25 protein-coding genes are annotated in these 24,412 nt (G+C 62.4%); 15 read left to right on the forward strand and 10 right to left on the reverse strand.

Annotated features, from left to right (window positions below; genetic code table 11):
• Position 1: 1 nt before the first annotated feature.
• The 3 genes from CLU90_RS22710 to CLU90_RS22720 all read left to right on the forward strand — a co-directional run bounded on the left by CLU90_RS22710 (position 2) and on the right by CLU90_RS22720 (position 1,928).
• On the forward strand, positions 2-583 hold the full coding sequence (locus CLU90_RS22710; protein WP_100428966.1) for a TerD family protein: 582 nt from the start codon (positions 2-4) through the stop codon (positions 581-583).
• 79 nt (positions 584-662) lie between these two features.
• Positions 663-881 (forward strand): hypothetical protein, encoded by a 219-nt coding sequence (locus CLU90_RS22715; protein ID WP_010394888.1) that lies wholly within the window; start codon positions 663-665, stop codon positions 879-881.
• Positions 882-1,040: 159 nt separating this feature from the next.
• On the forward strand, positions 1,041-1,928 hold the full coding sequence (locus CLU90_RS22720) for a hypothetical protein (RefSeq protein ID WP_092716993.1): 888 nt from the start codon (positions 1,041-1,043) through the stop codon (positions 1,926-1,928).
• 39 nt (positions 1,929-1,967) lie between these two features.
• Here the strand turns inward: CLU90_RS22720 and CLU90_RS22725 are convergent, their stop codons facing one another.
• From CLU90_RS22725 to CLU90_RS22740, 4 genes are all read right to left on the reverse strand, one after another.
• Positions 1,968-3,620: a patatin-like phospholipase family protein gene (locus tag CLU90_RS22725; RefSeq protein ID WP_157808883.1), complete on the reverse strand. Its 1,653-nt coding sequence runs from the start codon at positions 3,618-3,620 to the stop codon at positions 1,968-1,970.
• 67 nt (positions 3,621-3,687) lie between these two features.
• The gene (locus CLU90_RS22730; protein ID WP_100428968.1) at positions 3,688-6,009 is read right to left on the reverse strand and encodes a CPBP family intramembrane glutamic endopeptidase; all 2,322 of its coding nucleotides are present in this window, start codon (positions 6,007-6,009) and stop codon (positions 3,688-3,690) included.
• Complete coding sequence (locus CLU90_RS22735; RefSeq protein WP_092717002.1) at positions 6,009-6,740, reverse strand: ABC transporter ATP-binding protein; 732 nt, start codon at positions 6,738-6,740, stop codon at positions 6,009-6,011. The genes CLU90_RS22730 and CLU90_RS22735 overlap by 1 nt, the downstream gene beginning before the upstream one ends.
• A 60-nt stretch (positions 6,741-6,800) precedes the next feature.
• Positions 6,801-7,493 carry an ArsR/SmtB family transcription factor gene (locus CLU90_RS22740; RefSeq protein ID WP_100428969.1) on the reverse strand — a complete coding sequence of 231 codons (693 nt, stop codon included), beginning with the start codon at positions 7,491-7,493 and terminating at the stop codon, positions 6,801-6,803.
• Between the two features lie 76 nt (positions 7,494-7,569).
• Between CLU90_RS22740 and CLU90_RS22745 the strand changes: the two genes are divergently transcribed.
• Positions 7,570-8,673, forward strand: a complete 1,104-nt coding sequence (locus tag CLU90_RS22745; RefSeq protein ID WP_100428970.1) for a cytochrome P450 — start codon at positions 7,570-7,572, stop codon at positions 8,671-8,673.
• The gene (locus CLU90_RS22750; RefSeq protein ID WP_100428971.1) at positions 8,670-9,038 is read left to right on the forward strand and encodes an antibiotic biosynthesis monooxygenase family protein; all 369 of its coding nucleotides are present in this window, start codon (positions 8,670-8,672) and stop codon (positions 9,036-9,038) included. The genes CLU90_RS22745 and CLU90_RS22750 overlap by 4 nt, the downstream gene beginning before the upstream one ends.
• Here the strand turns inward: CLU90_RS22750 and CLU90_RS22755 are convergent.
• Positions 9,013-9,465, reverse strand: coding sequence for a hypothetical protein (locus CLU90_RS22755; RefSeq protein ID WP_092717008.1), 453 nt, complete (start codon positions 9,463-9,465; stop codon positions 9,013-9,015). The genes CLU90_RS22750 and CLU90_RS22755 overlap by 26 nt on opposite strands.
• 178 nt (positions 9,466-9,643) lie before the next feature.
• Between CLU90_RS22755 and CLU90_RS22760 the strand changes: the two genes are divergently transcribed.
• Positions 9,644-9,910 carry a hypothetical protein gene (locus CLU90_RS22760; RefSeq protein ID WP_092717011.1) on the forward strand — a complete coding sequence of 89 codons (267 nt, stop codon included), beginning with the start codon at positions 9,644-9,646 and terminating at the stop codon, positions 9,908-9,910.
• An 89-nt stretch (positions 9,911-9,999) separates the two neighbouring features.
• Here CLU90_RS22760 and rpoH read toward each other — a convergent pair whose 3' ends face one another.
• The 5 genes from rpoH to CLU90_RS22785 form a co-directional block, all read right to left on the reverse strand.
• On the reverse strand, positions 10,000-10,893 hold the full coding sequence (gene rpoH, locus CLU90_RS22765; RefSeq protein ID WP_092717014.1) for an RNA polymerase sigma factor RpoH: 894 nt from the start codon (positions 10,891-10,893) through the stop codon (positions 10,000-10,002).
• 392 nt (positions 10,894-11,285) lie between these two features.
• Positions 11,286-12,206, reverse strand: coding sequence for a permease-like cell division protein FtsX (ftsX, locus tag CLU90_RS22770; RefSeq protein WP_100428972.1), 921 nt, complete (start codon positions 12,204-12,206; stop codon positions 11,286-11,288).
• Positions 12,203-12,946 carry a cell division ATP-binding protein FtsE gene (locus CLU90_RS22775; protein ID WP_100428973.1) on the reverse strand — a complete coding sequence of 248 codons (744 nt, stop codon included), beginning with the start codon at positions 12,944-12,946 and terminating at the stop codon, positions 12,203-12,205. The genes ftsX and CLU90_RS22775 overlap by 4 nt, the downstream gene beginning before the upstream one ends.
• Before the next feature lie 10 nt (positions 12,947-12,956).
• Complete coding sequence (gene ftsY / locus CLU90_RS22780) at positions 12,957-14,015, reverse strand: signal recognition particle-docking protein FtsY (protein WP_100428974.1); 1,059 nt, start codon at positions 14,013-14,015, stop codon at positions 12,957-12,959.
• A 164-nt stretch (positions 14,016-14,179) separates the two neighbouring features.
• On the reverse strand, positions 14,180-15,121 hold the full coding sequence (locus CLU90_RS22785) for a MerR family transcriptional regulator (RefSeq protein WP_100428975.1): 942 nt from the start codon (positions 15,119-15,121) through the stop codon (positions 14,180-14,182).
• Positions 15,122-15,326: 205 nt separating this feature from the next.
• Here CLU90_RS22785 and CLU90_RS22790 point away from each other — a divergent pair, with 205 nt between their 5' ends.
• From CLU90_RS22790 to CLU90_RS22830, 9 genes are all read left to right on the forward strand, one after another.
• Positions 15,327-16,637: an NAD(P)/FAD-dependent oxidoreductase gene (locus CLU90_RS22790; protein ID WP_100428976.1), complete on the forward strand. Its 1,311-nt coding sequence runs from the start codon at positions 15,327-15,329 to the stop codon at positions 16,635-16,637.
• A complete protein-coding gene (locus CLU90_RS22795; RefSeq protein ID WP_100428977.1) occupies positions 16,627-17,424 on the forward strand; it encodes a DUF1365 domain-containing protein in 798 nt (265 codons plus the stop codon). The genes CLU90_RS22790 and CLU90_RS22795 overlap by 11 nt, the downstream gene beginning before the upstream one ends.
• Positions 17,421-18,668, forward strand: coding sequence for an SAM-dependent methyltransferase (locus CLU90_RS22800; protein WP_232731302.1), 1,248 nt, complete (start codon positions 17,421-17,423; stop codon positions 18,666-18,668). The genes CLU90_RS22795 and CLU90_RS22800 overlap by 4 nt, the downstream gene beginning before the upstream one ends.
• 2 nt (positions 18,669-18,670) lie before the next feature.
• Positions 18,671-19,219, forward strand: a complete 549-nt coding sequence (locus CLU90_RS22805; RefSeq protein ID WP_100428978.1) for a chalcone isomerase family protein — start codon at positions 18,671-18,673, stop codon at positions 19,217-19,219.
• Positions 19,216-20,496 (forward strand): MFS transporter, encoded by a 1,281-nt coding sequence (locus tag CLU90_RS22810; RefSeq protein ID WP_092717039.1) that lies wholly within the window; start codon positions 19,216-19,218, stop codon positions 20,494-20,496. The genes CLU90_RS22805 and CLU90_RS22810 overlap by 4 nt, the downstream gene beginning before the upstream one ends.
• Positions 20,484-21,044, forward strand: coding sequence for a DUF3833 domain-containing protein (locus CLU90_RS22815; RefSeq protein ID WP_092717042.1), 561 nt, complete (start codon positions 20,484-20,486; stop codon positions 21,042-21,044). The genes CLU90_RS22810 and CLU90_RS22815 overlap by 13 nt, the downstream gene beginning before the upstream one ends.
• Positions 21,041-21,808, forward strand: a complete 768-nt coding sequence (locus tag CLU90_RS22820) for an SDR family NAD(P)-dependent oxidoreductase (protein WP_100428979.1) — start codon at positions 21,041-21,043, stop codon at positions 21,806-21,808. Before CLU90_RS22815 ends, CLU90_RS22820 begins: the two co-directional genes overlap by 4 nt.
• Positions 21,805-22,263, forward strand: a complete 459-nt coding sequence (locus tag CLU90_RS22825; RefSeq protein WP_100428980.1) for a nuclear transport factor 2 family protein — start codon at positions 21,805-21,807, stop codon at positions 22,261-22,263. Before CLU90_RS22820 ends, CLU90_RS22825 begins: the two co-directional genes overlap by 4 nt.
• A gap of 974 nt (positions 22,264-23,237) precedes the next feature.
• Positions 23,238-24,323, forward strand: coding sequence for a porin (locus tag CLU90_RS22830; RefSeq protein WP_092717051.1), 1,086 nt, complete (start codon positions 23,238-23,240; stop codon positions 24,321-24,323).
• Positions 24,324-24,412 lie beyond the last annotated feature (89 nt).

Raw genomic sequence — 24,412 nt, forward strand, 5'->3', positions numbered from 1 at the left:
TATGTCTGTCAATTTGAGCAAGGGCCAGAAGATTTCTCTGGACAAAGAAGCTGGTACCACCCTGACCCGTATCACCATGGGCCTGGGCTGGGATGCGGCCAAGACCAAGGGTTTCCTCGGTTTCGGTTCGAAGACGGAAGCCGTCGACCTGGACGCCTCGTGCGTCATGTTCGATGAAAACAAGAGCACGTCCGACATCGTCTGGTTCCGCCAGCTGAAAAGCAAGGACGGCAGCATTGTCCACACGGGCGACAACCGCACGGGCGCGGGCGATGGCGATGACGAACAGATCAATGTCGATCTGTCGACAGTGCCGGCGCACGTGAAAAGCCTCGTTTTCACCGTCAACAGCTTTACTGGCCAGAACTTCTCGCAGGTGGAAAACGCCTATTGCCGCATCTTGAATGCCAGCAATAACCAGGAAGTCGCGCGTTTCAACCTGTCTGTGCAAGGTTCCCACACGGCACAGATCATGGCCAAGCTGTACCGCCATAACGGCGAATGGAAGATGCACGCCATCGGCGAAAACGGCAACGGTCGCACGTTTGACGACTTGATGCCGCAAATCGCCGTGCATCTATAAGGAGCAGTACGCAGCGGGCGGGGGACGGACCGGATACCGGCCCTTGTCCGCTGCTCTAAATTTAGGAGAGTATGTCGTGATGCGATTGCTGATAGCCTTGCTACTTCCGTGTCTCACGTTTTTCATGCTGGGGCGCCCGCTGGCCGGTGCCGCCGCCTTGATTCTGCAGTGCACTGTGATCGGCTGGGTGCCGGCGGCCCTGTGGGCCCTGTACACGGTGAACCAGCATAAAACGGAGCAGGAACTGGAAGGTGCGTTAAGCCGCAGCTACATGCGCAGGCGTAGTCGGTTGATCTAGATCAAGCGGGCGCTTGGAATCCTTGCGCTAATGACACTCACGAGTAATCGTGCGTGTCATTTTTTTTGGGCCGGACAGATATTTACGCTCGGGGAAAGTTTCCATCGGTTAATTTTGCTTGATATACTTGCTATTTTATTTCCCATGATCGAGTAATGTATGCTGTTATCTAAAGTAATTTCCTACGTGATGGCTGGCGCGCTGGTGTTGGCCAGTAATTTATCGCAAGCCCAAGAAAACTTTCTTAAAGAAACGCACGAGCGGCAGTTGAAACTGGCGCAGATTTTGGGAAAAAAGGAGCTTAGTGATAAAAGTAAGGCGGACATACTGATAATGCAAGCAGCCTCGCTGGACTCCCTGGAGCGTTCGCAAGAAGCTTTGCCTTTGGTCGAGCAAGCTTTGCGGATTGCCACGCCGGAACAGCAAGCGTCTTTCACTGTTACCAAAGCAACGATTTTTTTTACCCAAGGACGTGTAGCCGATGCATTGGCCCTACTGGCGCCGCTACTTGACAGTGAACGCCAGGCAGCGGCTGCCGCCAAACCGGATGAGCGGGCCGGCAGGCTGGCAGTGCATCAATCCGGCTTCATACTCGCCGCTTTTTCCAGCGTTGAATTGGGTGATTGGAAAAACGCGTTGGCCTATCTGGCGGATACGGAATTTACGTCCGATGAACCTGAATTCGCGGAATATCGGGCAGTGGTCTATCGCTATATCATGGCGCGTGCAAACGATGCTTCGCTTGCCAATGCAAATCTTGAAAAGCAGGCTGTCCATATTGAAAAGAATAGCAAATCGCATTATGGCGCGCTGTTAAGAATGTGGCAGGGCGCGGATAATCTGACGGAGTTATCTCGCTTAATCGCGCGCAAGGACGCTGAAGAACAGCAGGATGCCTTTGCCGAAAGCTTGTTTTATATCGGCGCCTATACAAAATATGTCAAACGCGATCCTTCCTTGGCACTCAATTCCTTGCAGCAACTGAACCGGATATCACCTTATGGCAGCTTGGAATGGGTGCACGGCAAGCGCGTGCTGGCGTTGTAGCCGCCTTTGCCAACTGCCGGGCAGGCCGTGCCAAGGCGCTCACTTCTTGCAGCGTATCGGCACGTTCACGGAATTGCCGTCCGAACTCAGGTTGCGGTACTGCAGGTCTTCGCTTTCGATGGCGAAGCGGGGCACGGCGTGGACATAGCGCTGCTTGCAGACGGTGTCGTCATTGATCAGCTTACCCGCCAGCATGTAGTCGCACAGGGCGAAGCGCGATTCCTCGTCGTCGAGGATCAGCACGCGCGCGGCGCTGTACAGGGCCGATTGCAGCACTTCCGGGCTGCAGTTTTCCGGGCCTGTCAGCTTCAGATGGGTTTTCGTCTGCGTGGCCAGGCGCTGCAGCTTGACGAGGGCGGCGCGTTCTTCCTTGCGGGCGCTGTCGATGTGCGCATCGCCGCTGGACAGGCGCAGCGCCAGCGAGGCGATCTGGTCGATGGAAATATGCCAGGCAAAGCCTTCGAGCCACGTGCGGATCTGGCCGGGCAAGGGATCGGCCGCGTCGATTTCGCAGCGGTACTGGCCCAGGTGGGGGCGGCACAGCACGGGGATGGCAAAGGCCGAGGTGCGCTTGCTCTTGACGAATTTTTGGCTCAGGTCGCCAAAATTTTCATGCGTGATAGTATCGAAGCGGGCTTGCCCAAAACCCATCTTGACGAGATTTTCCTTGCGCTGGCGCGAAAACAGGGCGTCGACGGCATCGTAGATATTCTTGTTGAAGATGCGGTCCAGCGGCTGGCGCTCGTCCGACATCTTTTCGAAGACGGCGCTGGAATTGGGCGCGTTGGCGTCGATGGACATGAGGATGAAGGGCTTGCTGTTCAGGCGCGGCGGCACGACGGCCATGTCGTTGCCGTACAGCTGCGTCAAGGCCACGTCCCACAGGGTTTCCACGCCCAGGTTGTCGGCCGCGCCGCCATCGAACAGGTGCACGTACGACGGCGACTCGCGCGACTCGGAACCGAGCTCCGGCACGAAGGTGTTTTTCGGGCGGAAACGTTCGAAGGTGACGGAATCGAACACGCCGGGAAAGGCGGCCGAGGTGGCCACAGCCGTGGCCAGGCGGATATCCTGGATCGGCGAATGCAGGGTGCCGTAAAAATACTCATAGGAAAACACCACGCGCTTGCCGCCATCGGTGGCGTCCGTCGCGTTGGCCAGGAAGATGGGGCCGTCGTGCGGCAAGTCCTCGTAGGTTTTTTTGTCGTACAGCACATCGTCAAACACGTCGGACAGGAAGGAGGTACGCGTCTTGTTCGTCAACAACATCGTCGTCAGGTTGGCCGGTTTCAAAATGGTCTGGCCGAAGAAATCCGTTTTCAGCTTGCTGCGCAGCAGGGGCCAATCCGTCTGCTTGCCATGCAGCGCATAGTAGCCGCCGGCGATGGCGCCGCCCGAGACGCCGGAGATGGCCGAGGCGCCGCTGACGAGGCCGAACTGTTCCAGTTGCTCCAGCGAGGCGGCCGAGAAATTGGCCGCGCGGCTGCCCCCGCCGGACAGGGCGATGCCGATGAAATGGTCGTTGGGCATGGGGATCTGGATGCGCGCCTTGGGCGCGTCGATGCGCAGGCGCGGGGTTTCCTGCACGGTAAACGTGCGGTTTTCGACGCCGCTGTTGGGGCGCAGGGCGAGGACCGTGCAGCCGCTCAGCAGCGCGACGAGGAGAAGTGGGGCGAACAAGCGTGGATACATGCGCGATCTGTGCGTAGTCATTGGTTGGGATACGGACGGAAACGTGTGCGATTCTAGCAAATAAACATCACTTGCCCAGCTGGAACGCCAGGATGACCGCGTTATAGCCCGCATGTACGAGCATGGGCGCCAGCAGCGATCCGCTGCGTTCGTACGCGAGTCCCGTGCACAGGCCCAGCACGAACACGGGCAGCATCGACGCGGGTGGATGCACGACGGCAAACAGGGCGGCGGCGATGCCGATCGCTTGCCAGGCCGGCAGCGAGCGGCGCAAGCCTCCCTGGATCAGGCCGCGGAAAATGAATTCCTCGCACAGGGGCGCGGCCAGTACCGTCAAGCCCAATAGCCACAGGCCGGTCCACGGACTGGCGCCCGCTGGCGCTGCCGCAGGCGGTTGCAGCATCAGCGTGCAGGCGATGCCGCAGAGGGCCGATATGGCCGCGCCTGCCGTACCCCAGCGCCAGGGGTGTTTGCCATGCGCCATGCGCGGCACGCCGGCCGTCTTGCTACGCCAGTAGACCAGGCGCACCAGCGCGTACGTGAGCGCGCCGGCGCCGCCGAAGGCGATGGCCACTTGCGCCAGCGGCTCGGCCACCTTGCCCTTAAGCAGGAGCAAGGCCAGGGTTTGCAGGGTGAAGAACAGCATGGCGGCGATCAGGCCGTCCGACGCGGAAACTCTGGCTGGCGGCGAGGCGGCCGGATCGAGCAGGTAGGGTATTTCATCGCGCGCTTTTTGCCACAGGGCCACTGCCAGCGCCGCCGTCAGCACGACGAAGGCCAGCTGCTGCGCCAGGCTGCCGGCCGCCAGGGCGGCGATGTACAGGCCCGTCAGCAGCAGGTACAGATACGTGTAGGCAGGCCGTATTTTTGACGTCGCCTCGGTGGCCAGCGGATCGCTGGCAAACACGCCCAGCGCCACGGCAATCAGCGAGTACAGGGGGATGCCGGCCAGGGCCAGCAGCATCAGACCCGCCATGTCCCAGCGCCAGGCGTCTTGCCAGGCCAGCGCCGCGCCGAACAGGATCACGGGGTAGAGCAGGGCCAGCGCGGCCCACAGCTGGGCTTTTTGCCGCAGCGCCTGTTCGACGGAAACGGGAAACGTGTACAGCAGCCACAGCGCGCCGCCTTCCTTGTTGAGGGTCTGGAAGGCCGACATCATCAGCACGTAAGTGCCGAGGAAAAAGCCGGTGGAGGCCAGCAAGGCGGGGCTGGACAGCAGCTCGTGCAGGTCGCGCGCCTGGCCCGAGAACAAGGCCTGGCCGCCGAGGATCAGCAGCGGCATCAGCAGGGTCTGCACGAGAAAATTGCGGTCGCGCAGCAGCAAGCTCAGTTCGCGGCGCTGGATCACCGTACCGATGCCGGCGCGCCACCTGCCTGCAGGCGGTGCCGCCGGGACGGGCTTGCGGCTGGCTTCGCGCTGGCCCGCGCCCACCACGCCGTGGCGCAGCTGGCGGCGCAGCAGCGCCATGCCCAGCAGCATCAGGCACAGGCATTGCGCCAGCAGCAGGGCGGCCGGCAGCGCTGCCGCCGCACCCTTGGCATTGAGCAAACTCACCAGCAGGCCCGGAGGCGTCCAGGCGCTCCAGGCGGGCATGGCCGCCGCCCACGCGTGGGCAAAGCCGCCCGTGCCCATGCCGAACGACATGCCCATATACATGGGAAACAGGCCGGCTACCGACAGCAGCGCCTGCAGGTTGCCCAGCTGCGCGGGGCTGAGCGACAGGCGCAAGCCCGTGTCGACCAGGGTACGCAGCATGGCCGCCAGTGCCAGCAGGAGCAGGCAGGCAAGGAGACCCGACAGCGGTGCGAACCAGCCCTGGTTCGAGTACCACGCGATCATGGTGGTGCAGGGCCACAGCACCAGCAGGCCGAGCGGGTTGACCAGCGTGCGCTCGAGCACGCGCGCCCACAGCAGGGTGCCCTTGTCGACGGGCAGGGTGACCAGCCATTCCAGGTCCCAGTCCGGCTTCGACAGCTCTCCCATGCCCAGCGGCAGCAGCAGGCTCACCAGCCACAGCAGCGCCAATTGCAGGGTCAGGGCGCCTGCCAGCGCCGTACTGAAAGGCTGCTCGATCAAGTGGGCGATGACGGGCGCCAGCACGCGCTCGCCCGCGTTCATGCTGCCCTTGGCCTGGCAAACGGCCACCTGGTCGAGCAGGCAATGCATGTTCAGCAGGTTGTGACGGGCGATATTGCCGGACGAAAACAGCATGGGCAAGAGCAGCAGGGCGCCCAGCAGCCAGCGCCCCCGTTTCTTGCCCGGCGTGGCGGCACGGCTCGTGGCGCCCTTCTTGAAAGAAAAACCCTTGCCGCTGACGTTGAGCAGGCGCTGCAGGCGCAAGCGGGTCAGCAGCCAGACGGCGCGCCAGGCGCCTGGTGGCGCGGGCATCACGCGGCAGCCGTTTCGTCGGTGAGCTGTAAAAAGATGTCTTCCAGGCTGCCGTCGCTGGACAGCTGCTGGCGGATATCGTCCAGGCTGCCCGTGGCCGCCAGGGCGCCCCGGTGGATGATGGCAACCCTGCTGCACAGCTTTTGCGCCATATCGAGCAGATGCGTGGAAACGAAGATGGTGGTGCCGGCCGCGGCGATGCGCAGCAGGCGTTCCTGCACGTCGCGCGAAGCACGCGGGTCGAGGCCGTTGATCGGTTCGTCGAGGATCAGCACGGCAGGATCGTGTATCAGCGCGCACGCGAGGCCCAGCTTTTTCTTCATGCCCAGCGAGTAATTGACGGCGAAATCTTCGCTTGCCTCGTCCAGTCCGAATTCCGTCAGCAGACGCGCGGCGCGGGCGGCCGCTTCCACACGCGGGTAACCATGCATTTCGGCGACGAATTGCAGGATTTCGCGGCCCCGCAAATAATCGTAAAAGATGGGGTTGTCGGGCAAATAGCCGACCTTGCGCTTGACGGCGGCGCCGTCGCGGTGGCAATCGAGGCCATCGATCAGCACCTTGCCGGCGCTGGGCACGAGGATGCCCATCAGCATGCGGATGGTGGTGGTCTTGCCGGCGCCATTCGGTCCCAGGAAGCCGAAGACTTCGCCTTTATTCACCTGCAAGCTGAGCGGCTTGACGGCCTCGAACGTGCCGTAGCGCTTGGCCAAACCCTGGAATGCGATCATCGTATGCCCTCGTGTCATTTCAATACATATTGAGTAAGTGGCAAGATGATAGCGTGCCTTTCAGCCGCCGCCAAATGCGGCCAGCAGGCGCCGCTCGCCGGCCGGCGTGATGCGCAGGGCGCGGCTGTCGAGTTCGCGCTCGGCCCAGCGCTGGCGCAGGGCCAGTTGCAGCAGGGCGGCTCCCAGCGCGCCGCCCAGGTGGGCACGCCGTTCGCTCCAGTCCAGGCAGGCACAGGCGAAGCGGCGGCGCTGCTGGAGCAATTGCGGCACGTCGATGCCCAGGGCCGCCATGCCGGCCGCGCCCGCTTCCGACAGACGATATTCTCCGCCGTCGTCCAGCAGCCAGCCCTGCGCGTGCAACTGGTCGTGCAGGGCGACGGCGACGGTGCCGGCCATGTGGTCGTAGCAGGTGCGCGCATGGCGCAAGCGGTCCGGTGTCGAAGGGGTAAACGGCGTTGCCGGCACGCCGGCCACCACCAGCAGCGCTTCGAGGGCTTGGCCCACTTCCGCGCTGGCCAGGCGGTAATAGCGGTGCTTGCCCTGCGCCACCATTGACAGCAAGCCATCGTCGCGCAAGCGGCTCAAATGGGCGCTGGCCGTCGAGGCGCCCACTTCGGCCAGCGTGGCCAATTCCGTGGCCGTGCGCGCATGGCCATCGAGCAGGCTGCACAGCATGCGCGCGCGGGCCGGTTCGGCGATGGCGCCGGCCAGTTGCGCCAGGCCCATGTCGGCCGAGGAAAGTTTGTCATCCATGATTCGTTCGCCGGCGAAGTGTTGTGGTGGAAGGATCAGCATACTCGTGTCCCAACCTTACCGCAATGGAAGCCATATGCATCTCGTCGACCCTGCCGACCCTTTTTCCGCCGTCACCCACATGGCGCCGTATGACTACTATCGCCGCCTGGCCGATGGCCCGCCGCTGCGCTTCGACGCTACGCTCGACTGCTGGCTGGCGACGGGCGCGGCTGGCGTGCAGGCCGTGCTCGAGCATCCCGCTTGCCGCGTCCGCCCGCCGGGCTTGGCCGTGCCGCAGAATCTGGCTGGCACGCCGTGCGGCGCGATTTTTGCGGAACTGGTGCGCATGAACGATGGCGAACGGCATGTCGTGCCGAAACAGGTGCTGGCGCGTGCGCTGGGCCAGGTGGACCTGCTTCGCCTGCAAGTACAGACATCGCGCATGGCAGGCGACCGCGTGCCCGCCAGCGCGGCCCAGCTCAACGAAGCGATTTTTCAATTGCCCCTGTTTGCCATGGCGGACTTGCTGGGCTTTGCGCCAGCGCAATGGCCGGCGCTGGCCGAATGGACGCGCGCTTTTGTCGCTTGCCTGTCGCCGCTGAGCAATGGTGAGCAACTGGCTGGCGCGCAGGAAGCGGCCGACGCCTTGCTGCAAGGTTTTGGCCACTTGCTGCGCGAGGGCGACGCGCGGCCGGGCAGCCTGCTGGCGAGTATCGTGACAGAGACCGATGCCATGGGGAACGGCTTGCTGGCCAACCTCGTGGGTTTGCTGTCGCAAACGTGCGACGCGACGGCCGGCTTGCTGGGCAATGCCATTGTTGCCTTGCGCACGCAGCCGGAGTTGCTGGCGCAATTGCGTGCAACGCCTGAGCGATGGCCGGCCATGCTGCGCGAGGTCAGCCAGTGTGATCCTTCGGTCCACAACACGCGCCGCTACACGGCGCAAGACGTGGAGTTCGACGGCGTGCGCGTGCCAGCCGGGCAGATGATCGTCGTCGTGCTGGCCAGCGCCGGCCAGGCGGCCTTGGGTTTTGGCCATGGCCGCCACGTCTGTCCGGGCCAGTCCATCGCGCACGCGATCGCCACGGCTTGCCTGCAGGCGTGGTCCGACGGGCTGGAAGGCATGCCGCTGGCGTGGCGTTATCTGCCGTCGTTGAATGCCCGCATCCCCGTGTTTACGCAAGGAGAAAATGCATGATCGCCGTGATTTTTGAAGTCTGGCCCAGCGCCGAAGGGCGCCAGCAGTATCTGGATATGGCGACCGCGCTGCGGCCCCTGCTCGACGAGGTCGATGGTTTCATTTCCATCGAGCGCTTCGGCAGCCTGAGCGAGCCAGGCAAATTGCTGTCGCTGTCCTTCTTTCGCGACGAAGCGGCGCTGGCGCAGTGGCGGCAGCTGGAAGCGCACCGCGCGGCGCAAACGGCCGGCCGGCAGGGCGTGTTTGACGATTACCGCTTGCGCATCGCCGCCGTCGTGCGCGATTACGGCATGCTGGAGCGGCAACAGGCGCCGACCGACAGCCGCCAGCATCACGACGTTAGCGGGGCAGGGCGCCCTGCGTGATCTTGACCTTGACCCGATACGCAGGCTCGGCCGCATTCAGGGCCGGCGGCGTGGCCGGGTCGACGTCGAGCAGGGTGAACGTCAGGTGGTTGACGGTGACGGAACTGGAAGCGCCGGGCATGGATTCGGACAGGACGATGTCCGTGGCGCCCGCGCTGTTGAGCAGGCTGAAACTGTAGCTGACGTAGCCTTTCCACACGCACACGGCGCCCTTGCGGCAGCGGCTGTCGTTGACACGTTCGAGTTTCAGGGTATCGGTGGCCGTGATGGCGACCTGTTCGCCGGGCGACAGCACGTGGGTGACGCTGCGCGGCGTGTTTTCCGCGTCGCCGGCGCTGCCGGCCGCGCCGCAGCCGGCCAGCATCGCCAGGCAGGCGATGAGCAAGGGGAGCAGGACGGTACGGTAAGAGCGGGTCAGAGATTGCATGTTTTTCCTTTCAGGCAGAGCGTCCCGGGCATGCCTGTGCACGCATGGGATGAAATGATAATAACAAAATGATATTTTTCCGGCGCACTATTGGCGCGCTGCCGATGAATTGACGCGCCGGCCACGCGGCGCGCCGATTACTGCGTAAAATGGCTGTTTTGAAAATCAGGAAACAACCATGAAAAAAACCGACCTGGCCAAAAGCGATGCCAAGAAACTGATGGGAAAGATGAATGTTCCCGGCGCCGGTGCATTCGGTAAGGAAGCGGTCGTCGTCGACCGCCGCGAGCAGCGCAAGCGCGACCAGGCCCTGGGCCTGGTGCCATTCGCCGTCAAGCTGAACAGCGATCTGGTCTTGCAATTGCAGACCCTGGCCAAGGAACGCGGCGTGGATCTGAATGAAGTGGTCGCCGAGCTGATCACCAAAGGCTTGGCTGCAGCTTAACGGCCGACCATGTTTATCTGTTGATAAACATCATTTGTAAAACTAAAAGGCGCCTCGCGGCGCCTTTTACATTGCGGCATGGCTGGCGATTACACGTAGGCGGCCAGGGCGCCCTTCATTTTTTTCAGCGCCGCCACTTCGATTTGACGGATGCGTTCGGCCGATACGCCGAACTCGTCCGCCAGCGCGTGCAAGGTGGCGCCGGAGCCGTCGTCGTTGGCCAGCCAGCGCGCTTCGATGATGCGGCGCGAACGGGCGTCGAGCTTGCTCAAGGCCGTTTCCAGGCCTTCCGATTGCAAACGCGTCACTTGTTCCGCTTCCAGCACCTTGGTCGGCTCGCTTTGCTCCGACGACAGGTAGGCGATCGGTGAAAACTTGTCGTCTTCATCGTCGGTCGGCGATTCCAGCGCGATGTCGCGGCCGCTCAAACGCGTTTCCATCTCGATCACTTCTTCGCGCTTCACGTCGAGCAGCTTGGCCAGCGCATCGATCTGCTTCGGCGTCATCGCGTCCAGGCCCGTCTTGTGGCTGCGCAGGTTGAAGAACAGCTTGCGCTGTGCCTTCGTCGTCGCGACCTTGACCAGGCGCCAGTTTTTCAGGATGTACTCGTGCATCTCGGCTTTCACCCAGTGCATGGCGTACGACACCAGGCGCACGCCCTGGTCCGGATCGAAACGTTTCACGGCTTTCATCAAGCCGATATTGCCTTCCTGAATCAGGTCGGCATGCGGCAAGCCATAGCCCAGGTAGCCGCGGGCAATCGAGACCACCAGGCGCAGGTGCGACAGCACCAGCTCTTGCGCGGCGGCCAGGTCATTTTTTTCGCGCAGGCGTTTCGCCAGCGAAATTTCTTCGTCGTGGGTCAACATGGGCAGGCGGTTCACGGCCGAAATATAGGCGTCGATATTGCCCAGATTGCCAGTGAAACCGAGGCCCAGCGCATTACTTTTGGTCGGAACCAATGCGGACGTTGCGGACATCATAGTCATGTTTTCTCCCTCGTAGTCTTGCTTTGTTCCAGTTGGCCACGTCACGCGACGTGGTCCTGTTGTCTGTTTGCGTATTCGGTCTTGCACTTTGCAGAGCGCGGCACCATCTTCATCTGGCGTCCATGGCGCTACTGCCTTTGGTATGTCCCTATATTAGCACTCTCTGCTTGAGAGTGCCAATCAGCACATTTAATCGTCCTGATAGCCTAAATACTATGGCGGGTTAATGCTTGATATATATCTCTGAACAGCGATTTGAACACGTAACCAGTCTACGACCTCTGGCTGAAGCGAACCTTAAGAATACTTGCTAAACATCAAGATAACAGCAGATGGGGAGGGTGAGGCGCATGGCGGCACCGCAGGCGCCGCCATGGAAGGGAAGGTCAGTTCAGGCGCGCCAGGTGGCGCTGCACGCAGAGGAAGGCGCCGATCAGGCCCAGGCCGGCGCTGACGGCCAGCAAGCCGGCCATCGGCAGCGGCGCCAGCGGCACCAGCTGGAATTCGGACGCGTACAGGCGGGCAAATTCGGCAATCGCGGTATTGAGCGGTTGCAAGGCCAGCGCGACGGCGCCCAGGGCCAGCGCGCCGGCACACAGGCCCAGCAGGGCGCCCGTGTAATAGAAGGGGCGGTGGATGAAGGTGTCCGTGGCGCCGATCAGTTTCGAAATGCTGATTTCATCGCGCTGCTGCATCACCTGCAGGCGGATGGTATTGAAGACCACGGCGATCACGGCCACGCCCAGGGTGATGGCCAGCAGCAGCAGCACCAGGCGCAGCACGCCCAGCAGGGCCGCCAGGCGCTTGACCCAGGCCGAATCGACCTGCGCCGATTCCACGCCGGGCAAGTGGCGCAGCTGTTCCGCCACCGCGTCGACGTCCCGCGCTTCGCTGGCGCTGCTGAAGGCATCGAGTTTCAGCACATAGCTGTCGGGCAGGGGATTGTCGCCCAGGGTGCTGAGCACGTCTGCCAGGCCATTCTTGTTTTTCAGGGTATCGAGCGCCTGTTCGCGCGGGATGAAGACGATCTTCGCCTTTTGCTCGCCGACGATCTTGCGCATGGAACTGGCCAGGGCCACGGCTTGCTCGCGCGGCGTGTCGATCTTCAGGAAGACGCTGATTTCCGGATCGACCGACATCTGTTCCGACATGGGACGCACGTTGTCGAGCATGGTCAAGCCGGCGAACGGCAGCGACAGCGCGATGGCGACCACGACGACGTTCAACAGGAAGCCGCCCGGCGACTTGCGCAGGTGAATCAGCGCCGAACCCAGCGCGAAACGGTGTTGCCGGAACCAGCCTCTCATGACTGTTCTCCCTGCGCGTCGTCCTGGTCGGGCGATGGCGCAAAATTGGGATCGGGCGGCGCGAAGACGGGCGCCTGCGTGGCCTTGTCGATGGCCACCAGCTGGCCGTTCTTCAGGTGGATCACGCGGGCGGCGGCGTCGAGCATCTGTTCGTCATGGCTGGAAATGAGGCAGGTCACGCCCACGGAGTGGAAGGCCTTCAGGGCGTCGAGCACCTTGTTGGCGCTGGCGCGGTCCAGGTTGGCCGTCGGTTCGTCGGCCAGGATGATCTGCGGCCGGTTGACGATGGCGCGCGCGATCGATACGCGCTGCTGCTCGCCGCCCGACAGCGACAGCGGACGCGCCATGGCGCGGTCCAGCAATCCCACCTTGTCGAGTGCGGCGCGCGCGCGCTGCTCGGCGGCCGCCTTGTGGGCGCCGACGACGAGCAGCGGCAGCATGACGTTGGCCAGGATGGAGCGGTCGTTCAATAATTTTTGCTGCTGGAAGATCAGGCCCATGTTACGGCGCAAAAACGGCACGCCTGCCGGCTTGATCTTGGCCATGTCCTGGCCATTGACGATCAGCTTGCCCGACGTGGGGCGTTCCATGGCGGCGATCATTTTCAGCAGGGTGGATTTGCCGGCGCCGGACGGGCCGGCCAGAAACACCAGCTCGCCCTTGGCAATACTGAGCGAAATGTCGCTGAGCGCCACGGCATCGGGGGAGTATTGCTTGGAGACGTGCTGAAATTCAATCATGTAGGTAGGCTTATCCGAGCAGCGCTTCGACAAATTCGGCAGCCACGAAAGGCTGCAAGTCTTCAATTTTCTCACCGATGCCGATGAAATACACGGGTACGGGACGCACGCGGGCAATTGCCGCCAGCACGCCGCCCTTGGCGGTACCGTCCAGCTTGGTGATCACCAGGCCGCTCAACTGCAGGGCATCGTCGAACGCTTTCACTTGCGTGAGGGCGTTCTGGCCGGTGTTGCCGTCGATGACGAGCAGGGTTTCATGCGGCGCGCCATCCATGCCCTTGCCGATCACGCGCTTGATTTTCTTCAATTCTTCCATCAGGTGCAACTGCGTCGGCAAGCGTCCCGCCGTATCGACCATGACCACGTCAATGCCGCGCGCCTTTGCCGATTGCACGGAGTCGTAGGCCACGGCGGCCGGGTCGCCCGACTCCTGCGAAATTACGGTGACGTTGTTGCGCTCGCCCCAGACCATCAGCTGCTCGCGCGCGGCGGCGCGGAAGGTGTCGCCGGCGGCCAGCAGCACGGACTGGTTGTTCGACTGCATGTGCTTGGCCAGCTTGCCGATGGTGGTGGTCTTGCCGGCGCCATTCACGCCGGAAATCATCATCACCAGCGGCTTGTGGCGGCCCAGTTCGAAGCGCTTTTCCAGCGGCAGCAAAAGGTCGATCAGCAGCACTTTCAGCGCGGCCTTGACGGCGGCGGCGTCGAGCAACTTGTCTTCCTTGACCTTCTTCTTCAATTCCGTCAGCAGGAATTCCGTGGCGTCGATGCCCGCGTCGGACATCAGCAGCGCCGCTTCCAGCTCTTCGTACAGGGCGTCGTCGATCTTCGCGCCGACGAACAGCACGGATAAAGTATTCGAGGTTTTCGACAGGCCGGCCTTGAGGCGCGTCATCCACGATTTTTTCTCGGGTTCGGCGGCCACGATCACGGGCACGAGCTCGGCCGGCGCGCCGCTCAGGGGCGTAGCGGCAGGCTGCGGTGCAGGCGGCGTGGCGGCGGGAGGGACGAGGGGCTCGGCTGGCGCAGCCTCGGGAGCGATGGGTTTTTTCTTGAAGAAACTAAACATGGATGTGTGGTGGCGGGTGCTGACCTAAGGCCCGGCGGCGCCGGACACTGTGTTACGGGCTATTCTACCAGAGCACGCCCGGCCCTTCATGCTTTACTGTTCGATTGGCAACATTGCGCGCCTATCCACGGAGATCGCCGCAGTTGCCGCGCTTTTCAGCCGGTTCAGTGGGTTTGCAGCGCGTGTGCCTGATGGCGGCGGCGCCAGTCGGCGATGCTTTCCTCGACTTGCCGCAAGTCCAGCACGTGCAAAAACGGCGGCGGCTGCTTGGTCAGCACGGGACTGCGTCCGCCGGCCCACAATTCCATCTCTGGCGGCAAGCTTGCATGCAACTGCTGCAGGCTGTCGCGCGTCTGCCGTTGCTTGCTGGCGCTGGAAAACGACAGCGCCACGATATCGGCCCGCTGCGCGCGGGCGGCCGCGATGATGTCCGTCAGCGGCGTTTCCACGCCCAGCGACAGGCACTGTGCGCCGGCCGCCGCGCACAGCGCCTCGGCCATCAGCAGCCCCAGGCCATGACGCTCCTGCGGCAAGGTACTGAGGACGATGCGCGGCGTGCGCGTGGACGGGCTGCTCGCTTGCGGCAGGGAAAAGATGGCGTGGCGCATCACTGTCTGTAAGGTTTCGCTATACAGATGCTCTTCATATACGGCCAGGTCGCCGCAAGCCCACGCTTCGCCCACCATGCTCGTAAGGGGGGCGATGACGTCGATGGTGAAGGCCTTCAAGCCCAGCACGGCCAGCGCCTGACGCAGGGCGCCGCCCAATTCCGCCATCTGGTGACCGCGGCACAGGGCCAGGTAGTGCTCGAGTTGCGGTGGCGGCGCGGGCGGCGCCGCGCTGCCGGCGCTGGCCAGCTGCTGCAGTTGCACGGTGCTGTGCTGCATGATTTTTCCCGGACGAAATCCGAGGTCCAGCAGGCGCTTGACCATGCGCAATTTTTGCACTTGCTCGGCTGGATAGCTGCGCTCGCCAAAGGCATCGCGCTGGGGCTGGGGAAAGGCGTAGCGGCGCTCCCAGACACGCAAGGTTTCCTTGGCCAGCCCGGTGTCGCGTTCGACATCGCTGATGCTGAAGGCGGGAGAGGGTTGCAGGTCAGTATCCATACCAGGGGGGGCTTTGCTCGCTTGCGGAAGAACGTGGCTTGCATTTTACGCCTTCCGCCGCCCCTTACCAAATAGCTGAATCCGATCAGAAATTGCCGGCGTATAAGTTTGTGAACTGCTGAGAGCGCTCATTGACATAAATCAATATTTCATCGATTATCCATGAGGCTTATTTGTCCAGGACAAACTTAATACAGGTGCATTCATGAAAATTGCCGTCGTCGGAGCAGGAATCGCAGGATTGTCGTGTGCCTATCGCCTGGTGCAGGCGGGCCAGGACGTCACCTTGTACGAGGCGGGCGACTATTTTGGCGGCCACAGCCATACGGTCGATGTCACGCTCGATGGCGTCACGCATGGCGTCGACACGGGTTTTCTCGTGTTCAACCACGCCACCTATCCGAACCTGGTGCAACTGTTCGATGAACTCGGTGTCGAGGCGGCCGACAGTGACATGTCGTTTTCCGTGAAAATGCCGATGGGCACGGCATCCGACGCCCGCGTGCTGGAATGGGCGGGCGCCAATGTCGATACCGTGTTTACCCAGCGCAGCAATCTGCTGCGCCCGGCATTCCTGCGCATGCTGCGCGATATCCTGCGCTTCAACCGCCAGGCCAGTGCCCTGGCGACGGCAAGCGTGCCGGCGCCGGCCATGCCGCTCGGTGAATTCCTGGATCTGCACAATTATGGCGACGAGTTCCGCCACTGGTATCTGCTGCCGATGGCCGCCTGCATCTGGTCGTGCCCAGCGCGCCAGATGCTGGCCTTTCCCTTGGCCACCTTCATCCGTTTCTGTCACAACCATGGCTTGCTGCAAGTCAATGACAGGCCGCAATGGCGCACGGTGCGGGGCGGATCGCGCGTCTATGTGGAAAAACTGCTGGCCGGCATCCCGCAGCAGCGCCTCGCTTGCCCCGTGCTGGCCGTGCGCCGCCAGCCGCACGATGGCGCGCGCATGGTCGAGCTGCATACGGTCGCCGGCGTCGAGCACGTCGATCACGTCGTGCTCGCTTGCCACAGCGACCAGTCGCTGGCCTTGCTGGCCGACATCCGCGACGACGAGCGCTCCGTGCTCGAAGCCGTGCGCTACCAGCCTAACCGGGCCGTGCTGCATACGGATGCGTCCTGCCTGCCGCAGCGCCGCAAGGCCTGGTCCGCCTGGAACTACCAGGGCCGGCCGGCCGCGCAAGGCGATGCGCCGCAAGTGTGCGTGCATTATTTGCTGAACCAGCTGCAACCCTTGCCATTTACTACGCCCGTCATCGTCTCGCTCAATCCGCTCGACGAGCCCGCTCCGGCCAGCATCATCGACGAGTTTTCGTATGCCCACCCCGTGTTCGATGGCGCGGCCATTGCCGCCCAGGCACGCCTGGCCGGTTTCCAGGGTGCGCAGCACACGTGGTTCGCGGGCGCCTGGACGGGCTATGGTTTCCATGAAGACGGCTTGAAGTCGGGCCTGGCCGTGGCGCAAATACTCAATGGCATGGCGGCGGCGGAGCTCGGCCATGCCGCGTGATCCATCACTGCCCGTGGCGCCGCAGCCCCAGTTGTGCCTGGGGCAAGTGCGCCATGCACGGCTGCGCCCGCGCAAGCATGCTTTCAGTTACGGCATGTTTTATCTGCGCCTGCCCTTGCGCAGCATGGGCGCGCGTGATTTTCCTGCCCGTTTGATGTCGCGCAACCGCGCCAATGTGCTGTCCTTCCGCGACAGCGACCATGGCGATGGGGCAACGCCGCTGCCGGACTGGATCGACGGCTTGCTGCGTGAACATGGCGTGACGGATGCGGGTGGTGAAATCTGGCTGCAAACCATGCCGCGCATGTTCGGTTATGTCTTCAATCCCGTCAGCTTCTGGTTTTGCCACCGCCCGGATGGCGCGTTGCGGGCCGTGGTCTGCGACGTGCGCAATACCTTTGGCGAGCGCCACCTGTACCTGCTCGAACAGGGCGGCGCCATCGCGTATGGCAGCGAGTTGCGCGCCAATAAAATTTTCCATGTTTCGCCGTTTTGCAAGGTGGAAGGAAATTATCGTTTCCGTTTCTTGCGCAACAGCGAACAGAACGGCGAACGCCACCTGGCCCGTGTCGATTATGACGACCTCGACGGCCCGCTGCTGCAAACGAGCTTGTCCGGCACGGCGCGGCCGCTGCGCGATGGCGCCATCGCCTGGGCCTTGCTGCGCTACCCGCTGATGACGTTAGGCGTGATGGCGCGCATCCATTGGCAAGCCTTGCGCCTGTGGCTGCGCCGCGTGCCGTTTTTCAGCAAACCCCTTCCACCACAAGAAAAGGTGTCCCGATGAGCTCCGATTCCCTGCCGACCGGCCTGCAGGCGCGCGCCTGCGTCCGTCCCGACCACACGGCCGATCACACGCACTTGGACGTGCCCGCTTCAGGACGCGTGATCCTGCGCCTGCTGGAAAAATTGCAGCATGGCGCTTTGCGCCTGCGCACGCCCGACGGCAGCATCTTGCTGTATGGCGACGGCAGCCATCCCGTCACCCTGGACTTGCACAACTGGCGCCTGTGCTCGGCCGTGCTGCGCTCGGGCGACATCGGCTTTGCGGAAACGTTTATCGCCGGCGACTGGCGCACGGACAATTTGCCGGGCTTGATCGAATTGATGATACGCAACCGCGCGCAGATCGAATCGCTGATCTACGGCAACTGGTGGGGCAACCTCGTCTACAAGCTCAGGCATTTGCTCAACCGCAATTCGCGGGCCGGCAGCAAGAAGAACATCCACGCCCATTACGACATCGGCAATGCTTTTTATCAGCTGTGGCTCGATCCGTCGATGACGTATTCGAGCGCGCTGTTCAGCGAAGGCGCCAGCCTGGAGCAGGCGCAAGGCGCCAAATACCGGCGCATCGCCGACCAGCTGCAGCTGCAGCCGGATGCCAGGGTGCTGGAAATCGGCTGCGGCTGGGGCGGCTTTGCGGAAACGGCGGCGCGCAGCTACGGCGCGCACGTGACGGGGTTGACCTTGTCGACCGAACAGCTGGCCTATGCGCGCCAGCGCCTGCACGACGCGGGGCTGGCAGGGCAAGCCGACCTGCAGCTGTGCGACTACCGCGACAGCGCCGGCCAGTACGACGCCATCGCCTCGATCGAAATGTTCGAAGCCGTGGGGCAAAGCTACTGGCCCGGCTATTTCGCATGCGTGGCGCGCAACCTGAAGCCGGGCGGCCGGGCCTGCATCCAGACCATCGTCATTGCCGACGACTTGTTCGAGCGCTACAGCAAGAGCACGGATTTCATCCAGCAATACATCTTCCCGGGCGGCATGCTGCCGTCGCCGGCCGAGTTTCGCCGCGCCGCCGAGGCGCAGGGCTTGCGCGTGGAAGATTCCTTCAGCTTTGGCCTCGATTATGCGGAAACCCTGCGCCAGTGGCGCGCCAGCTTCCTGGCCCAGCGCACGGCGCTGGAAAAGCAGGGTTTCGATGGTCGTTTCCTGCTGACCTGGGAGTTTTACCTCGCGTATTGCGAGGCCGCCTTCCAGGCGCACAACACGGATGTGATGCAATTTACCCTGATCAAGGACTGACCATGCGCCGTTTGCTTGCCGCTGTCGTGCTGTTGTTGACCATGTCCGCTGCCGTGGCAGCGCCGCCTGCCTTTATCGCCGCCGACGTGCCCGAAGCCCGGCTGGCGGGCGAGGGCGAATACACGTGGTTCGGCATGCGTATTTATCGGGCGCAGCTGTGGGTGGGCCCGCAAGGCTACCAGGGCGCGGCGTCGGCAACGGCGCCTTTCGTGCTGGAATTGCGCTATGCGCGTGCGCTCGACGGCAAGAAGATCGCCGAAGCCAGCTATGAACAGATGCAGAAAATCGGCGCGGGCACGCCGGAGCAGCGGCTGGCCTGGTTGTCCACCATGCAGCGTATCTTTCCTGATGTTAAGGAAGACCAGCGCATCGCGGGTGCCTACCGGGCCGGCATCGCGCCCGGCGTGCGCTTTTACCTTGATGGCAAGATGCTGGCCGACGTGAGCGATGGCGACTTCGCGCGCGCCTTCTTTGCCATCTGGCTCTCGCCGTCGACGACGGCGCCCAAGCTGCGCGCGGCCTTGCTGCAGAGTGCGGCGCCGCTGCCATGAATGCCGTGGGCAGCGCCTTGAACTTGCCGGCCTTGTTCAGTTATGGCCTGTTCGGCTTGCCGCTGGCCATGCTGGCGCTGCCCATCTATATATATGTGGCGCCGTTTTATGCGCAGCGCAGCAGCCTGGACCTGGCGCAGATCGGCGCCGTGCTGCTGGCGGCCCGCATCGCCGCCGCCTTCATCGACCCGGCCTTGGGTGCGTGGATGGCGCGCGGCGGGCGCAGCTATGCCGCGCTGATCGGCGCCTCGCTGCCCTTGCTGCTGCTGGGCTTTGGCGCCCTGTTCCATCCGCCGGCCATGCGTGAAGCGGCGACCCTGGCCTGGTTCCTGGCTGCCTTGCTGCTCGTCTACACCGCTTATGGCCTGGCCGGCATCGCGCACCAGAGCTGGGGCGCGGCCTTGAGCCAGCTGCGCGCGCAGCGGGCGCGCGTGACGGCCGTGCGCGAAGGCTGCGGTTTGCTGGGCGTGATCCTGGCCGCGGGGCTCACTTCCGTGTTCGGCTATGACGGCTTGTCGCTGGCCTTTGCCGCCTGCCTGCTGGCGGCGGGCGCGCTGCTGCTGGCGCGCGCGCCGCGTCCGGCTTTGCGCAGTGCCGCAGAAGCGGTTTCCGGCAAAGGCTGGCGGCTGCCATTTCGCCAGCGCGCGTTTCGCTGGCTGTTTGCCGTCCTGCTCGTCAATGGCGTGGCGGCCGCCATTCCCGCCACCCTGTTCCTGTTCTTTGCCGGCGACTACCTGCGCCTGGGCCATTATGCGGGACCGTTTTTGATCGTCTACTTTTGCGCGGCGGCCGCCTCGATGCCCGCGTGGGTGGCGCTGGCGCGCCACTTTGGCGAAGCGCGCGCCTGGGGCGGCGCCATGCTGCTGGCCGCGACCGTGTTCGTCTGGGCATATGGCCTGGGGGCGGGCGCCGCCTGGGGTTTTGCCGGCATCTGCCTGCTGTCGGGCCTGGCGCTGGGCGCCGACCTGGCCTTGCCGCCGGCCCTGCTGGCGGGGCTGATCGGCGCGGCCGGCCATGCTGGGCGGCACGAAGCGGCGTATTTCGGCTGGTGGAACTGGGGTGTGCAGATGAGCCTGGCACTGGCGGCCGGCATCGCCTTGCCCCTGCTGGCCTGGCTCGGCTATGTGCCGGGCGGCAGCGGCGGCTTGTCGGCCCTGTCTGCCGCCTACGCCTTGCTGCCCTGCGCCTTGAAACTGCTGGCGGCGGCGCTGCTGTGGCGCGCGCCCCTGCAACATATATATAGCGACCATCTGGAGAATCGACCATGCACCTCATGAAATGTTGCCGGCGCGGCATGACGGCGGCCGCCTTGCTGCTGGCGCTGGCCGCCTGTTCCACGCCGCCCACGCCGGCCATCTACGCGCAGGAATTGCCCGTACTCGACCTGCAGCAGTATTTCAAAGGCATCCTGGATGCGCACGGCATCTTCCAGGATCGCTCGGGCAAGGTGGTCAAGCGTTTTACGGTCGTGATGCGCGCCAGCTGGGTGGGCGAGACGGGAACCCTGGACGAGGATTTCACGTATTCGGACGGCAGCAAACAACGGCGCGTGTGGACCCTGCGCAAGACGGCGCCCGGGCGCTTCATCGGCACGGCGCCCGACGTGATCGGCGAAGCCGTCGGCGAAGTGGCCGGCAATGCGCTGCGCTGGCAATACGTGCTGGCGCTGCCCGTCGACGGCACGGTCTACCACGTCGACTTCGAGGACTGGATGTTCCTGATGGATGACAAGGTCATGCTGAACCGCGCCGCCATGAGCAAGTTCGGCTTTGGCCTGGGCGCCGTCACCTTATCGTTCAGCAAGCGTTCGCAGGCGGTCCCATGAATCGAAAGATCAGCAATTGGGCCGGCAAGCACGTGTGGATCATCGGCGCTTCCAGCGGCATCGGCGCCGCCTGCTCCACCTTGCTGCTGGAGCAGGGGGCGAGCGTGGCCCTGTCGGCCCGCCATCGGGCGAGCCTCGAGCAGTTGTGTGAAGGACAGCCGCTGGCGCAGGCCTTGCCGCTCGATATCACCCAGCATGCGCAGCTGCGGGCCGTCTGCGCGCAATTGCAGCAGCAATGGACGCATATTGACCTGATACTGGTGGTCGCCGGCGGCTATCAGGCCATGCGCGCCGACAGCTTCGACCTCGAGGCGGCCCAGGGCTTGCTGGCCCTGAATGTGGGCGGCGTCTTCAATTGCCTGGAGCAAGCCTTGCCGTGGCTGTTGCGCCAGGGCAGCGGCGGCATCGGCATCGTCGCTTCGGTGGCCGGTTATGGCGGCTTGCCCAAGGCGCTCGCGTACGGCGCCAGCAAGGCGGCGCTGATCAATCTGACGGAGTCGCTGTATCTGGATTTGCATCCACGCGGGATTGATGTGTATCAAATCAACCCCGGTTTCGTCGCCACGCCCTTGACGGCCGACAACGATTTCACGATGCCGGCCTTGATGACGGCGCAGGACGCGGCCGCCGCCATGCTCGACGGCATCGAGCGGGGCCAGTTCCACATCCATTTCCCCAAGCGCTTTACCAATACCATGCGCCTGGCGCGGCTGTTGCCGTACCGCGCCTATTTCTGGCTGATTCGCAAGGTGACGGGCTTATGAATACAAGCATGCCGGACATGACGGAACGCGTGGAGGAGGCGCTGGCGCGCCTGGTGGCGTTTTATGAGCACCTGAGCCTGGAAAGCCTGGCCCAGCTGGGCGCCGTGTATGCACCGGGCGCCCGGTTCAAGGACCCGTTCAACGAGGTGGCGGGCCATGCCGCCATCCTGGCCATCTTCGAGCACATGTTCGTGCAAGTCGATGCGCCCCGGTTTGTCGTGCTGGAAAGCCTGGGACAGGGGCAGCAAGCGTTCCTGACGTGGGAATTTCACTTCCGCATGAAACGGCTGGTATCTGGCGAACAGTGCATACGCGGCGCCACCCATGTGCGCTTCGATGCGCAGGGAAGGGTGGTCATGCACCGCGATTACTGGGATGCGGCGGAAGAACTGTATGAAAAGTTACCGTTGCTGGGTGGTTTCATGCGCATGCTCCGGCGCGCAAGCCGGCGCTAAGGCCGTTTCTTGATGCTTTTAAGCAAAAAATACGAAAAAGAAAAAGTAAATTGTGCGGAAGGGGGCGCGTGAAAACTTGATTTCCGTCAAAGTGTCGTTTTTTAGACACAAATATATCAAAATATTGAGAAGGCAACATTGTAAGAAATTGTTTCAACTGATGCGCAATTTGCAAGCAAGAGTCGTCCTCATCCGTTCCAATCGGGTAGTTGAGGCGTAGCCTGGAAAACATGAAAAACATTTCTATGTGAGCAATTTAAATTACCGGAAAGTCAGTAATTTCGTTAATACTCTGCCTATTTTTCTGACGCGCGCGCCGACGTCGAAAATGGCGTCTACGCCCCTGAATAATGCGGCAATGCACCAAAACAGGGCGCAATATTTCCCGTTTTGGGGCCTTCGGCAGCAAACATTGGCGATGCCGTGTATGCTTCGTCCCGTTTATCCATTATCGCCTGACAAATTGTGCGCTTTGTCGTGTAAATCTTGGAGGGCAAATGACGGGTAAAGCATGTTGACGTTTTAATCACTCGCCTGATACTGTTGCACTAATACAACGGATGTCGACAAGGCATGCGCTATGATGGAATGGTCAATCAGGCCAATGCATTGGTTGGCAAGGGGCACTGGCTCTGTCGCGTAGTACGGTTGGCGATGGTCGGGATGCCTGAAAAAGCCCTCGGCCTGGTACCGGAAGTAACATGTTGGAACTTGATGGAATGTGAAACGGTCGTTATAGTGCCGCTTCCGGTGCCCTTTGAGCACCGAACCGGCGCATGAAAATACGGCCGCTTCGCAGCCTTCAAGCTTATCGGCGCAATAGCGTGCCGATACCGATATGAATGTTCCTCTGACCGGAACAGCAATGTGGCAGGTGGAGACCTTGCCCTCACTCATAAAAAGCGCTCTGCTAGAGCGCAGCTCGAGATGCATAGGCTGTATTACTTTTTGCTTCAAAATTAAAGGAAATCGCAATGAAAAAAACTCTGATCACCCTGGCAGTTCTGGCAGCGGCCACTGGCGTCGCCCAAGCTCAATCGAGCGTTGTTATCTACGGTACCGTTGACGCTGGTTTCGTCAGCGAGCGCGGCGGTGTTAACGGCAACGTTAACAAGCTGGACAGCGGCATTGCTTCGGCTTCCCGTATCGGCTTCAAAGGCACCGAAGATCTGGGCAGCGGCCTGTCGGCACTGTTCGTTCTGGAAACAGGTTTCAACGTTGATAACGGTACGCAAGACAAAGCCGGTTCGATCTTCAACCGTCAAGCTTACGTTGGCCTGAGCAGCAAAACGACCGGTACCCTGACCCTGGGTCGTCAATACACCCCTTGGTACAACACCCTGTCGAAAGTTGCTGATCCATTCGCAGCTGGCTACGCTGGTTCCGCCAAAAACCTGTTCACAGCGAACACCCGCACCAGCAACACCGTGGTTTACGCTTCGCCAAGCTTCAACGGCTTTGACGCTGACGTGGCTTACACCTTCGGCGAGAACGCTGAGTCGAACAAAATCGGCCGCCAAATCGGCGCGTCGGCTGGCTACTCGAACGGTCCTCTGAACGCTCGCTTTGCTTACAACAACACCGACAACACCCAGTTCCAAATCGGTAGCGCACGTAACTACCTGCTGGCAGCTAACTACGACTTCGCAGTTGTTAAAGCTTACGTCGCATACGGCGTGAACAAAGGCTACAACAGCATGATCGCTAACAACGCCGTACAAAACGCTAACGGTTCGTTCTCGTCCCGTAACGCATTCGGTGGCGTCGACGCTGCCTTCAGCCGCGATAGCAACAACATCCTGGTTGGCGCAACCGTACCAGTTGGCACCGCTGGCACCGTGATGGCTTCGTTCATCCGCACGAACGATAAAGACGTCGCCAATGCTGACGCTGATCAATGGGCACTGGGCTACTCGTACGCTCTGTCGAAGCGCACGAGCACCTATGCTTCGTACGCCAAGATCAAAAACAAAAACGGCGCAGGCTACACCGTTGGTAACAACAGCAATGTTGGTACGGGCGACAAAGCCTTCAACGTTGGCGTTCGTCACTCGTTCTAATATTCGCGCAAGCGAAGCTTAGTTCCGCTGCCAGCATCCCTTCGGGGATGCTGATAAGCAAGGAAACGCGTCTCCAGGCTAGTCCTGGC

The sequence above is a fragment of the Janthinobacterium sp. 67 genome (assembly GCF_002797895.1).
GTDB lineage: Bacteria > Pseudomonadota > Gammaproteobacteria > Burkholderiales > Burkholderiaceae_D > Janthinobacterium.